This is a genomic window from Croceivirga sp. JEA036 (genome assembly GCF_011882165.1).
In the GTDB taxonomy this organism is placed as follows: Bacteria; Bacteroidota; Bacteroidia; order Flavobacteriales; family Flavobacteriaceae; genus Croceivirga.
In genome coordinates this window covers 36,657-50,498 of the sequence record NZ_JAATON010000008.1, presented here as the reverse complement: position 1 = coordinate 50,498, position 13,842 = coordinate 36,657, and the positions used below count along the sequence as shown (strand labels likewise).

The 13,842-nt window shown below is 36.7% G+C and carries 11 protein-coding genes and 1 tRNA gene; 3 read left to right on the top strand and 9 right to left on the bottom strand.

All coding sequences use genetic code 11. From position 1 onward, the window contains the following. Positions 1-132: 132 nt before the first annotated feature. From HCO57_RS15650 to HCO57_RS15640, 3 genes are all read left to right on the top strand, one after another. Complete coding sequence (locus HCO57_RS15650) at positions 133-2,910, top strand: bifunctional aconitate hydratase 2/2-methylisocitrate dehydratase (RefSeq protein ID WP_167989806.1); 2,778 nt, start codon at positions 133-135, stop codon at positions 2,908-2,910. A 236-nt stretch (positions 2,911-3,146) separates the two neighbouring features. Continuing rightward, on the top strand, positions 3,147-5,420 hold the full coding sequence (locus HCO57_RS15645) for an aconitate hydratase (protein ID WP_167989805.1): 2,274 nt from the start codon (positions 3,147-3,149) through the stop codon (positions 5,418-5,420). An 82-nt stretch (positions 5,421-5,502) separates the two neighbouring features. After that, on the top strand, positions 5,503-6,063 hold the full coding sequence (locus HCO57_RS15640; protein ID WP_167989804.1) for a TlpA family protein disulfide reductase: 561 nt from the start codon (positions 5,503-5,505) through the stop codon (positions 6,061-6,063). Positions 6,064-6,066: 3 nt separating this feature from the next. Here the strand turns inward: HCO57_RS15640 and HCO57_RS15635 are convergent, their stop codons facing one another. The 9 genes from HCO57_RS15635 to HCO57_RS15595 all read right to left on the bottom strand — a co-directional run bounded on the left by HCO57_RS15635 (position 6,067) and on the right by HCO57_RS15595 (position 13,781). Then, positions 6,067-6,516: a sterol desaturase family protein gene (locus HCO57_RS15635; protein ID WP_136951992.1), complete on the bottom strand. Its 450-nt coding sequence runs from the start codon at positions 6,514-6,516 to the stop codon at positions 6,067-6,069. Positions 6,517-6,518: 2 nt separating this feature from the next. Continuing rightward, positions 6,519-7,358 (bottom strand): phytoene/squalene synthase family protein, encoded by an 840-nt coding sequence (locus HCO57_RS15630; RefSeq protein ID WP_167989803.1) that lies wholly within the window; start codon positions 7,356-7,358, stop codon positions 6,519-6,521. Beyond that, entirely contained in the window at positions 7,355-8,818 is a 1,464-nt protein-coding gene (locus HCO57_RS15625; RefSeq protein ID WP_167989802.1) for a phytoene desaturase family protein, read from the bottom strand. Before HCO57_RS15625 ends, HCO57_RS15630 begins: the two co-directional genes overlap by 4 nt. Before the next feature lie 15 nt (positions 8,819-8,833). After that, positions 8,834-9,733 carry a MerR family transcriptional regulator gene (locus tag HCO57_RS15620; RefSeq protein WP_136951995.1) on the bottom strand — a complete coding sequence of 300 codons (900 nt, stop codon included), beginning with the start codon at positions 9,731-9,733 and terminating at the stop codon, positions 8,834-8,836. A gap of 124 nt (positions 9,734-9,857) precedes the next feature. Continuing rightward, positions 9,858-9,941: transfer RNA gene (locus tag HCO57_RS15615), tRNA-Leu, on the bottom strand. Positions 9,942-10,051: 110 nt separating this feature from the next. Then, positions 10,052-10,657, bottom strand: coding sequence for an SIMPL domain-containing protein (locus tag HCO57_RS15610; protein WP_167989801.1), 606 nt, complete (start codon positions 10,655-10,657; stop codon positions 10,052-10,054). A 28-nt stretch (positions 10,658-10,685) separates the two neighbouring features. Then, the gene (locus HCO57_RS15605; protein WP_167989800.1) at positions 10,686-11,111 is read right to left on the bottom strand and encodes a hypothetical protein; all 426 of its coding nucleotides are present in this window, start codon (positions 11,109-11,111) and stop codon (positions 10,686-10,688) included. Between the two features lie 103 nt (positions 11,112-11,214). Further along, positions 11,215-11,880: a response regulator gene (locus HCO57_RS15600; protein WP_136951998.1), complete on the bottom strand. Its 666-nt coding sequence runs from the start codon at positions 11,878-11,880 to the stop codon at positions 11,215-11,217. Further along, a complete protein-coding gene (locus HCO57_RS15595; protein ID WP_167989799.1) occupies positions 11,880-13,781 on the bottom strand; it encodes an ATP-binding protein in 1,902 nt (633 codons plus the stop codon). The genes HCO57_RS15600 and HCO57_RS15595 overlap by 1 nt, the downstream gene beginning before the upstream one ends. Between the last annotated feature and the right edge of the window lie 61 nt (positions 13,782-13,842).

Genomic DNA, 13,842 nt, shown 5'->3' with positions numbered 1-13,842 from the left:
TGTTATAAATTAGATTTATCACAAAATACTTCAATAAGGTATGCACCCTGTTTTAGTACTTTTGTGTTTACTGAATAGTATCGACCAAAACTAAAACTAAACTAGCAAAACCTAAGCTTTATTTAAACATCTATGAGTATTTATCAGGATTATCTTAAAGAGATTGAAGAGAGAAAAGCTCAGGGACTTCACCCAAAACCAATAGACGATGGTGAATTACTGAGTGCAATTATTGATCAAATCAAAGATTTGAACAATGAACACAGAGAAGATTCGCTCAAGTTTTTTATTTATAACACCTTGCCGGGTACCACAAGTGCAGCAGGTGTTAAAGCGGCTTTTTTAAAGGAGATTATTTTAGGAGAAACGAAGGTTGCTGAAATAACTCCGGAATTTGCCTTTGAGCAGCTAAGTCATATGAAGGGTGGTCCTTCTATTCAAGCGCTACTAGACTTGGCATTGGGTAATGACATGGCAATAGCCAATGCTGCCGCAAAAGTTTTAAAAACACAGGTATTTTTATACGAGGCGGATACAGAACGTTTAGAAGAGGCGTATAAAGCAGGAAATACCATTGCTAAAGAATTATTAGAAAGCTATGCTCAGGCAGAGTTTTTCACCAAATTACCAGAAGTAGAAGAAGAAATACAAGTGGTAACGTATATTGCTGGGGTAGGCGATATTTCCACAGATTTACTATCTCCAGGTGCTGATGCCCACTCTAGATCAGATAGAGAATTGCATGGTCAATGTATTTTTGAGCATAATAAAGACATGCAAAAAGAGGTTTTAGCGCTAAAAGAACAGCATCCAGACAAACGTGTGATGTTGATTGCAGAGAAAGGAACTATGGGAGTAGGTTCTTCTAGAATGTCTGGGGTAAATAATGTGGCATTGTGGACAGGTATACCTTCTAGTCCATACGTACCATTTATAAATATTGCACCTGTTATCGCAGGTACCAATGGTATCGCACCTATATTTTTAACAACTGTTGGTGTAACTGGTGGTATAGGTATTGACCTTAAGAATTGGGTAAAGCAGAAAGATGAAAATGGTAATACCATTGTAGATGAAGACGGGGAACCAATTTTAAAAGAAGAGTACTCAGTAAAAACCGGAACGGTACTTACCATCAATACAAAGACTAAAAAACTGTATAATGGTGATACAGAATTAAAAGATATTTCTACGGCCTTAACACCGCAGAAAATGGAGTTTATCAAAGCTGGTGGTTCGTATGCCGTAGTATTTGGTAAAAAACTTCAAACCATAGCTTGCTCTATTTTAGGTATTGATATTCCACAAGTATATGCGCCTTCCAAAGAAATTTCTATTGAAGGTCAAGGTTTAACCGCAGTAGAGAAGATTTTTAATAAGAATGCGGTAGGGAACACGCCAGGTAAAACATTGCATACAGGTTCTAACGTAAGAGTAGAGGTTAACATTGTAGGTTCTCAGGATACTACAGGGTTAATGACCTCACAAGAGTTAGAAATGATGGCGGCTAAAGTAATTAGTCCAATCGTTGATGCGGGGTACCAATCGGGTTGTCATACAGCTTCTGTGTGGGACGATAAATCCAAAGCGAATATTCCTAGGTTAATGAAGTTCATGAACGACTTTGGTTTAATAACTGGTCGTGACCCTAAAGGAAAATACCATGCCATGACAGATGTTATCCACAAGGTATTGAATGACATTACGGTGAGTGATTGGGATATTATTATAGGTGGTGATTCGCATACGCGTATGTCTAAAGGAGTTGCTTTTGGTGCAGACTCTGGTACAGTGGCTTTGGCTTTGGCTACAGGAGAAGCTACGATGCCAATTCCGGACTCCGTTAAAGTTACCTTCAAAGGAAACATGCGCAGTTACATGGACTTCCGTGATGTAGTACATGCTACGCAACAACAAATGTTGAAGCAGTTTGATGGAGAAAACGTATTTCAAGGTAGAGTTATAGAAGTACACATTGGTACATTGACCTCTGACCAAGCGTTTACGTTCACAGATTGGACAGCAGAGATGAAAGCAAAGGCTTCTATTTGTATTTCTGAAGACGAGACATTGATTGAATCTTTAGAAATTGCTAAAAACCGTATCCAAATCATGATTGATAAGGGTATGGATAATGAAAAGCAAGTACTTAAAGGTCTGGTAGAAAAAGCAGAGGCTAGAATTACAGAGGTTAAAACGGGTATTAAACCAGCTCTTAAGCCAGATGCAAATGCTAAGTATTATGCAGAAGTGGTCATAGATTTGGATGAGATTGCCGAGCCAATGATTGCTGATCCAGATGTAAATAACGAGGATGTATCTAAAAGATATACGCACGATACCATTAGACCGCTATCTTTCTACGGGGGCACCAAGAAGGTAGACCTAGGATTCGTGGGTTCCTGCATGGTGCATAAGGGCGATATGAAGATTTTAGCACAAATGCTAAAAAACATAGAAGCACAGCAAGGTAAGGTAGAATTTAATGCGCCATTAGTGGTAGCGCCACCTACCTACAATATTGTTGACGAATTAAAAGCAGAAGGCGATTGGGAAGTATTACAACGTTACTCAGGTTTTGAGTTTGATGATAATGCACCAAAAGGTTTGGCTAGAACCAAGTACGAAAACATGTTGTATTTAGAGCGTCCAGGTTGTAACCTATGTATGGGTAACCAAGAGAAGGCAGAACCTGGAGACACCGTTATGGCGACTTCTACAAGATTATTCCAAGGTAGGGTTGTTAAAGATTCTTCTGAGAAAAAAGGAGAGTCCTTACTATCTTCTACACCAGTGGTGGTATTGTCTTGTATTTTAGGAAGAACACCGACAATGGAAGAATACGAGGCAGCTGTAGATGGTATCGTATTAACTAAATTTAAACCGTCTCAGAAGCAATTGGTAATGTAACGCTAATGCTTAGTTTATAAAGTGTAAAGCCCAAGATTTTCTTGGGCTTTTTTAGTTTTTGAGATAAGGTTTTGTCTTATGGCGAACATACTACTGTATTCCGTTATTTATATTGAGGGCCTTGCTATAATAAGTTTAGATAGCGGTATAATGCTTATCTAGTTTATTTGTAGTGGAAATTTTAAGAATTATAACTAATTTGTAGAATCAAAAAAAAGAAAATAAATAAACAGTATATGGCATTCGACATTGATATGATTAAAGGAGTTTACTCCCAAATGGCCGAACGAGTTGATAAAGCACGTGATGTTATTGGAAAACCAATGACATTGGCCGAAAAAATATTATACTCTCACCTATGGGATGGAGCACCGACAACAGCGTTTAAAAGAGGAAAAGATTATGTAGACTTTGCTCCAGATAGGGTAGCGTGTCAAGATGCTACGGCACAGATGGCCTTATTGCAATTTATGCAAGCAGGTAAACCAAAAGTAGCCGTACCAACAACAGTACACTGTGATCACCTAATACAAGCTAAAATTGGTGCCGATAAGGATTTACAAAATGCAATTAATCAATCTTCCGAGGTGTTTAACTTCTTAGAGTCAGTATCTAACAAGTACGGTATTGGATTCTGGAAGCCAGGTGCAGGTATTATTCACCAAGTAGTTTTAGAAAATTATGCTTTTCCTGGCGGAATGATGATAGGTACAGATTCTCACACGGTAAATGCCGGCGGTTTAGGCATGGTAGCTATTGGTGTTGGTGGAGCAGATGCTGTAGATGTAATGGCCGGAATGGCATGGGAACTTAAGTTTCCTAAACTGATTGGGGTTAAATTGACCGGAAAACTATCCGGTTGGTCAGCACCAAAAGATGTAATACTTAAAGTGGCAGAAATACTTACCGTTAAAGGTGGTACGGGTGCTATCATTGAATATTTTGGCGAAGGTGCTACGTCTATGTCCTGTACCGGTAAAGGTACTATTTGTAACATGGGAGCAGAGGTAGGTGCAACTACTTCTACCTTTGGATATGATGAGTCCATGGCTCGTTACCTAAAGTCTACGGGTAGGGCAGATGTGGCAGAAGCTGCAGATGCTATTAAGGATTATCTAACGGGTGATGATGAGGTGTATGCCAATCCAGAAGATTACTTTGATCAAGTTATTGAAATTAATCTAGATACCCTAAAACCCCATTTGAACGGCCCGTTCACACCAGATTTAGCTACGGTCGCTGGCTCTGAAATGACAGAAAAGGCGAAGAAGAATGATTGGCCCATGAAGGTTGAATGGGGCCTTATCGGTTCTTGTACCAATTCATCTTACGAGGATTTATCTAGGGCGGCAAGTGTGGCAAAGCAAGCGGTAGAGTTGGGATTAAAGCCTAAGGCCGACTTTGGAATAAACCCAGGCTCTGAACAAGTGCGCTATACTGCGGAGCGTGATGGTCTTTTGGATATTTTTGAGCAATTAGGGGCCAAAATATTTACGAACGCCTGTGGCCCTTGTATTGGGCAGTGGGGCCGTTATGAGGATCCAAAAAATGCGCCAAAAAACACTATAGTACATTCTTTTAATAGAAACTTTGCCAAGCGCGCAGATGGTAACCCAAATACACACGCATTTGTGGCATCTCCAGAATTGGTGGCGGCATTGGCTATCTCTGGAAAGCTAGATTTTAATCCGGAAACAGATACCTTGGTAAATGATGAAGGACAAGAAGTAAAGTTAAAAGAACCAACCGGGTTCGAGTTACCTCCAAAAGGTTTTGATGTGGAAGACCCAGGTTACCAAGCACCGAAAGCAGATGGTTCTGGTGTAGAGGTAGTGGTAAAAGAGGGTTCTGAACGTTTACAGTTGCTAGACCCATTTATGCCTATTACTAAAGACGATTTACAAGGAATGAAGCTTTTGATAAAAGCATATGGCAAGTGTACTACAGACCATATTTCTATGGCAGGTCCGTGGTTGCGTTTTAGAGGGCATCTAGACAACATTGCCAATAACACTTTAATAGGAGCAGTTAATGCTTACAATGAGAAAACCAATTTTGTAAAGAATCAATTGACAGGGGAGTACGGTCCAGTACCAGACACTCAACGGGAATACAAAGCAAAAGGTATTAAATCTATCGTAGTTGGTGATCACAATTATGGTGAAGGTTCTTCTCGAGAGCATGCAGCAATGCAACCCAGACATCTAGGGGTAGCGGCAGTTCTAGTAAAATCTTTTGCTAGGATACATGAAACCAACCTTAAAAAGCAAGGTATGTTGGCCTTGACCTTTGCTAACGAATCGGATTATGATTTAATTCAGGAAGATGATACTTTCAATTTTTTAGATATCGAAAGTTTTGCCCCAGATACTCCGCTAACAATAGAAGTAGCGCATGCTGATGGCAGTAAGGATACAATTAAAGTGAATCATACCTATAATGATGCACAAATTGGATGGTTTAAAGAAGGTTCTGCTTTGAATGTAATTAAGAAAGAAAATGCTGCCTAAATTTAACGAAGCATAAATGATGAATAAAAAACTCCTGAATTCTCAGGAGTTTTTTAGTTTTGTGCAAATCTGAAAACCATTCATGAAGAATAAAAAGAAGACCTTTTTCAATTTACTTATTATCCTTTTTATTGCTGCCTTTTTTGTAACACCTCTAGGGCATTATGGTAAATTGTTTTTAAATAGAATATTCGCTACATCACCTACGGAAATTACTGTTGGTGAGCAGCAAAAAATAACCGACTACGATTGGAAACTTAAAGACGAGGATTGGAACTTTTTTAATTTTGAGGTATCTAAGAACAGAGTTGTAATTATCAATTTTTGGTCTAGTTGGCGCTTGCCTTCAGAGGCAGAATTGGCTAGTATTCAGGAGTTATACGATGATTACGAGGGAAAAGTAGATTTCTATATAATTACGGACGAGTTGCAAGCTCCCGTAGAAGAATTTATGGCAAAACACGAATTTAATTTTCCGGTTACTTACCAAATAATAGGAGAAAAGTCACCATTCCCTATACCTACACCACCGCATAGTTATGTTATAAGTAAAAGTGGTGCAATTGTAGTAAATGAGGAAGGTATTTCAGATTGGAATACTACAGAAGTGAGGTCTCTCTTAGACCGTTTGATGAGCGAATAATCCTTATTTTTTAAAGTATTTAAAAGGAACAACCAACATTCCAAAATTCTCACTTTCTTCTTTGCCTAAATGTTTGTGATGGATTTTGTGTGCTCGTCTTACTCCTTTCGCATACCAATTATTAGCATTTCTAAACATCTTAAAACGTTGGTGTATAAATATATCGTGTACCACAAAATAAGCTATACCGTAAGCTAAAATTCCAAAACCTAAAGGCCAACCATACCAAAATGTTGTTTCAGCGCCTAAATAAAATAAGGTCATACTTACAATAGCGTAGAAGATAAAGAATGCATCATTACGTTCAAACCAGGAATCGTGATCTTTGTTATGGTGGTCTCTATGTAGACTCCACAGAAAACCGTGCATTACGTATTTGTGGGTAAACCATGCCATAAATTCCATAAAACTAAATGTGCCTAGGAATATAACTATCCAAAGAAAAATTTTCATGCTTATACCAATTGTAATTTGTAATTAACATAAGAGTGTGCTAAGAGACCAAATTTTTGGTAATTAGGCACTCTTATTCTAGTATTTTTTATTTCTAACGGAGGTGTGTTTTTTAATTTTTGTAGCAACTTATAATAATAGCGGTATGCCGTGTACACTCCAAATTTTGCTGTGGCTGGTAATTCTTGAATACCTGCAAATCCACGGCTAAAGTCGTCCTCTATTTCTTGTACTATTCTTTTCTTAGAAACTTCATCAAGCGCCATTAAGTTAGTATTAGGAAAATAAGAACGTTCTAAATGTTCATAATCTGCTTTTAAATCTCGCAGAAAGTTCACTTTTTGGAATGCAGATCCTAAAGCCATGGCGGAGTCTTTTAAGGTATCGTATTTTTCCTTGTCTCCGTTTACAAAAACACAAAGACACATTAGCCCAACTACATCTGCAGATCCATAGATGTATTGCTTGTATTCTGCTACGGTTTTGTATTCTTTTTTGTCTAAATCCATACGCATACTTTCCATAAAAGCATCTACCAAATGCATGGGTATTTCATACTTATGAAAGGTATATTGAAAACTGTTAAGAATAGGATTTAAACTTATTTTTTGTGCTATAGCATTGTGTAAGTCGTTCTCAAAATTATTGAAGAGTATTTCTTTATCGTAATCATGAAATGTGTCTACAATTTCATCTGCAAAACGGACAAATCCATAAATGTTGTAGATATCCCCACGAATACTTGGGGCAAGCATCTTTGTTGCCAAAGAGAAGGATGTGCTGTAAGATTCGGTCACCAGTTTGCTACAACCGTAACTTACGTTGTCAAAAATAGTCTTCATGCTTCACAGTGTTTTTTAATGGTTAATTCGGAAACTAATTTTCCAGATATCAGCGCCGGTGGAACGCCCGGACCCGGGACGGTTAGCTGTCCTGTAAAATAAAGATCTACAACTTTGTTGCTTTTAAGGCTTGGTCTTAAAAAGGCAGTTTGTGTTAAGGTATTAGCCATTCCATAAGCATTTCCTTTAAATGAATTATACTCGTTAATAAAGTCATTTACACAAAAGCTTTCTTTAAATATAATGTTTTTTAACACGTCTTGTTTTGTTAATTGCTCAAAACGGTCCATTATCAAACTAAAATATTGTGCTCTTAATTCTGGAGTATCTTCTAGTCCTGGTGCTATAGGGATTAAGAAAAAACCAGCTTCGCAACCCTCTGGAGCCATAGTCTCATCTGTTACCGATGGAAAATTGGCATAAAAAAGAGGTGCTGTTGGCCATTTTGGGTTATCATAAATTTCTTGTGCGTGTAACCCGAAATCAGTGTCGAAAAAAAGGTTGTGGTGGTTAACGTTTTTTATTTTTTTATCAAATCCTACGTAAAATAGTAAGGAAGAAGGGGCATAGGTTTTTTTATTCCAATACGCATCTGAATATTGTCTGTACTGTGTTGGTAGCAGGCTTTCTGTATGTTGGTAATCTGCACCACTTATCACTACGTCTGCTTCTAACATTTGACCGTCAATAAAAACTCCTACAGCTTTACCGTTTTCTATATGTATCTTTTCTACAGGAGAATTAACTTTAATAGTAACACCTAAATCCAAGGCTAAATTTGTCATCCCTTCTATAACCTTGTACATACCACCTTTTGGGTGCCATGTGCCAAGACCAAAATCGGCATAATTCATGAAACTATAGAAAGAAGGGGTGTTCTGCGGTTTAGCGCCTAAAAACAATACGGGAAACTCAAGCGTTGCAATTAATTTTGGATTTTTAAATCTACTACGGACTTCTTGAGAAATATTCTTGAAAAATTGACCTACTCTAAGGATGGTATCTTTTGTTACTAGCTCTAAAGGTGATAATCCAGGTTTAAGCACTATCTTATTAATAGCTATGTCATAGTTTTCTTGCGCCTTAGCTATAAACTCTTTAAGAGGAACACTACTGCCGGACTCTATACGCTCAAATTCCTCGCAGATTTTATTCATATGGTCGCCAATAGTAATAACATCATCAGCAAAAAAAATGGAATAGGCGGGATTTAACTTATCTAGTTGGTAATAGTCCGAGGGCTTTTTACCAAATTCTGCAAAAAACTTTTCAAAAATGTCTGGCATCCAATACCAACTAGGCCCCATATCAAAGGTGAATCCTTCCTTTTTTAATTGTCTTGCCCTGCCACCTACGGTTGCATTCTTTTCTACAATAGTTGTAGAAAACCCAGCTTTAGCCATATGGCATGCAGCAGATAGGGAAGAAAATCCTGAACCTATGATGAGTACTTTTTTCATTTTTGGTGGTTGGTATTAGAGGTGGTCAATAAACCGCTCCAAAGAGTTAAAAGTTTTTATAGAATCTGGTAATTGCAAGTTATTCATATGTTGTACTTGACTACCTAATACCGATAATTCACAATCAGCAACCTTATTAATGTCATTCTCAAATTGCTCAATATATTTTTCTAATTGTTCTTTGGTAGGCGATACGGTGAAGTAAGACACAAAATGTAGATTGTTGTAATACTTCATTAAATCTACTAAATTTTCAATAGGCATGGTTTGCCCTAGATAAATAGATTTGTACCCTTTAAGATTGATTTCGTAATTAAGGTATAGTAAGCCCAGTTCATGAATTTCATTTTCTGGTAAAAACAACACAAAAACCTTGTCTTTACGAGTAGGCTCTATGATTTGAAGCTTCTCCGTATTGATGTATATTTTTTGTTTGATTAAATTGGTGATAAAGTGCTCGTGTGCTGGACTAATGGTATCTGTTTGCCATAATAAACCTAACTCATTTAATAAAGGCAAAAAGACTTCGTGAAATATCTCTCTAAAATTGCGTTCTGCTAATAAACTGTTATAGGTATTAAAAAATAAGCTCTGATCAAAATTAATCATGGCTAATTTAAACGCATTGGTAGAATGACTTTTTTCACTCTTTTTAGCAACAATCTCCCTCACCAAAACTGGTATCTCACTCTCTGGAATCTTTGCAATCTTAGAAATTTTGTATCCGTTGTGATACAACAAAGTAATGTTCAATAGCTTTTGTAAGCTAGTTAAACTATATGTTCTTATATTCGTAGTGGTTCTTTCCGGAGAGAATAAATTGTAACGCTTTTCCCATATTCTTATGGTATGAGCCTTTATGCCAGAAAGGTTCTCCATATCCCGAATACTAAAAGATTTTTTTACGTTGTTCATTATTTTCTATAAAAAGTTAAACAAATCTACAATTTTATTGTTTTACTTTGTTAAAGCTAGCGTTAAAATTTTAGTGAAAAGGATATAAAAAAAGCCCTTTGCGGCTTGCAAAAGGCTTGTATAGTGCCTACGACTGGATTCGAACCAGCACGTCCTTACGAACACCACCCCCTCAAGATGGCGTGTCTACCAATTTCACCACGTAGGCATTGTGGGTGGCAAAAATAAGTAAATTATGTTACCAGCTAGTACAAAAAATAAAAACCGGCCCTAGCGAGGATACGCCAAGACCGGAAACCAAACTATTAAGTGTTGAACCTAATTAAGTTCATAGCTGACGATTAGCTCAAAGTATTGTTCATAATCAGCACTATAGCTTTCCCAAAGCACTTTGTTATTGCTACGTTCTGATAGAAAGATTATATCTCCCACTTTTTTATTGGCAGCACTTGCTAAGCGCTCAGCATTAGTCTTAGCATCTGCTAATGCTTCTTTTATCATACGTTGATGGGTAGCTTCATCAAATGATGATTGTTTAAGAATGGTCAAATTAATACCACCAAATCGGTTATCTGATAATAATTTGATTTGATTTTCATCTTGAGTTTCATATACCAATACGATACCTCGATTCTGATATCCCATAAGCATGTAGGCTAGAGCATCTTCTTTAAATTTACTAGTATCAAAGCCTTTTTCTTTCAACATTTTATAGTATCCACTTTTTAAATCTTCTAAACTGGTATAGGCAGGATTTATATAGGATAGTTGGTCTGTGTTTAAAACCACTTTTGCTTTGTAGCCTGTTATGGAACGTTTCATCGCTGTAGCGCCATTTACAGTAATAGCTTTTCTATTGTCAACTTCTTGAGCACTACTTAAACTACTAAGGGTAAGTACAATGATGTAAATTAAATTTTTCATGGAATAGAATTTTGGTTGAAAATTAGCTTTAGGCAATGGTAAACAAAAAAGAGGCAACAACCATCCAAATACCAACGGCAATGCCTAACATTCCTAATTTACCTTGTTTGGGAGCTAATTTAGCTCGTAATTCTGCAGCTTTGGTAACTGCTTGTTCATTTTTACCAATGATAAGCGAATTGATAACTCCAAAACCTAACATAAAACCTAGGGTGGCTTCTACAAAGCTGCCTGCCAATAAAGTAGCCCACCAAATGGGGGCTGAGGTTAACCATCCTATATTAAGAATACTGGTTATTATACCCCAAACGCCCCAAATACAGAATACTAAACCAATCCACCCTTGGTAAGGTTCTATTTTTTCTAATAATTCTTTAGCGTTTGGCTTTTTGGCTAAGAGTAAAGAGGGTACGGCAATAATGCTCAATAAAATCAATGTAATTCCGTAAATCATGACTGTGTTGTTTTTATTAGTTACACTGCAAATATCCTTTAGTAGTGTTGGCTACACAGCACTACTTTCCGTAGAAATGTATCCCTGAATTCAGGGAGTTAACTTAAGATTCATCATCTAAAAGCCCCATTTTAATAGCGTATTTGGTAAGGCCAGCAAGATTACGTACTTCTAATTTTGAGATTAAGTTTTTACGGTAACTTTCTATGGTATGTTTGCTTAAAAACAATTGGTCTGCAATTTCTTGTGTGGTAAATTCTTGAGCAATGCGTTTAAGGACTTCTTTTTCTCTTTTAGAAAGGGAATCTTCTACCTTTTCTTCGTTAGACAGCATGCTTTTAAAATAGGTGTCTTTTATGGACCTAGAAAAATATTTATCACCCTTTAAAATCGTTGTTATTGCTAACAGCAACTCATCCTTTTCAGCGTTTTTTGGGATGTAACCGTCTACGTTTTCTTGGGTAAGGGTTTTAATAGTATCCGCATCATGCATCATACTAACCACTAATGTTTTTACTTTTGGGTGGTGTTTTTTAATATGTCGGTTTAATTCTGCACCAGTATAATCTGGCATACTTATGTCTGTAATTACTAAATCTACGGGGTCTGTAGCCTGGTTAATATCCAGATATTTAGCAATTTTATCGCCGCGATCAGCAGTGAGTACAATATCAAAAACATTAGAACCACTTAATATGCTCAACAAACCATCTAAAAACATTTTATGGTCGTCTACTAAAATTAGTTTGTGTGTACCGGTTAACTCCATCAAACAGGGATTTCTATGGTTATGGCTGTACCTCTATTAAGAGCACTGTCAATAACCATGGTGCCCTGCAAATAGTGTAAGCGTTGTTTTATATTTTTTAATCCAATACCTTGGGACGTATTTTGCAAATTAAACCCGAATCCATCATCTTCAAATAGCAATTGCAGTACATCATCTAAGATATTAATGTGCAAATCTATGTGTTTTGCTTTGGCATGTTTTAGTGTATTGGTTACTAACTCTTGCGTTATTTGGTACAATTCTACCTTTATTTTTTCAGAAATAAGGTTAATGCGTTCTTTTGGATGTGCGGAGAACGATATTTCTACTGTTGCATTTTGGTCTATTCGTTTTAAATAGTCTTTTAATAGTGCTGAAAAATCGTCCTGAATAAACTTTTTTGGCGTTAAATCGTGCGATATTTCCCGAACCAGCTCATAAGTTTCATTAACTTGTAGCGCTACCTCTTTTTGCACCTCTTTATCCATGTTAGGACTGGATAACTGTAATTTTATCCCTGCTAAGTTGCCACCAATACTGTCATGCAACTGTTTAGCAATCCTAGAACGTTCATGGTGCTGAGCATTTAATCCTGCTTTAGCCAAAGCCAGTTCTTGCTTATTCATTAGGGTTTTCATCCGCTGTTGACTCAATTCTTCTTGTTGTTCATTGAGTTTGCTTTGGGTTTGCAGTTTTTGATAGTACACTACCAACAGACCAATAATTGGAACCAAAACAGCCAAAAAACCATACAAAACCGCTTTTTTAATGGTGCGTTGCCGGTCCAATTCGTTCTCTTTTTGTAATTGTGTTTCCTTAAGTGCTAATATTTCATTTTCCTTTTGTACCGTTTCATATTGCACCTGTAATTCCTTAATCGTTTCTTTATTTTGTTGTTGTGCAAGTTCTTTATTTAAACGGACAAATTGAGTCATCAAAGCATACGCATTTTCAAAATCACCTTTTGCTTTGTAAGTTGCAATTAGTCCTTGAATGATATCTTTTTGCATTTCTAGGTTATTCCATTGTAGTGAGTTGGCGTACCCCATAGAGAGTACCATTTCTGCCACTTCATAGTTTTCTTGCTCTCTACTTAATTGACCATAGCGTAGAATGGCTTGGGTATACAAATCATAATACCGTTGCGCTATGCTCTTCTGCATTACTTGTTCAAAATTTAAATAAGCCAAATTAACTTCTTGGTTAAGGGCATGTATGTTTCCTAAGGTTAGCGTTGCCGCTAGATAAACTTTGCTATTCTGGTCATTAATAAGTTCTTGGGCTTTTACATAATAGTTTTTAGCTTTTTGCCTATTATCTTGTTGTAACTGTATATTACCCAAATAATAGTTTGCTTCTGCTAATATTTGTGGACTCTCACTGGTATCACAAAGCTGGGTGAACATAGCAACAGCTTTACCTATGCTGTCTTTTTTAAAATAAGATTTGCCTAAGCCAAGCTCTAATTCATGGCGTAGATCATAGTTTTTTTGCTTATTGGTTAAATTTAATCCATGAAAAAAAGCAGCCATAGCATCATCAAAAAAGCCTTTTTGTAGATTTCCATTACCCAGTAACAGTAAAGATTGTTGTTTAAAAGTATTGTTTTTAGAAGTTTTTTTTAAAGAACCAAGACTTAGGGTGTCTAGTTTTTTTGCGTAGTATAAAACAGAGTCGCTGTTACCATGTTGTAAATGTAACTTGGCAATTTGTGTAAATAGCTGTGCCGTTTTATCTACATCAGTAGAAGCAGACAATGCCACAAATAGGGAGTCTGGTACCGTTTTAGGTTGATGCCCAAAGGCGGTAAAGTTAATTTGCCCTTGTGCCAGAAGCGAATTTTGTAGGATACAAATAAGAAGTACTTGTATTAAAAAAAATAGGTTGATTCGGTTTTGCATTATACAGTAAAACTAAAGAACGGTAAATGTACTTTAAATTTTAGGGTGATGAATCCCTGCT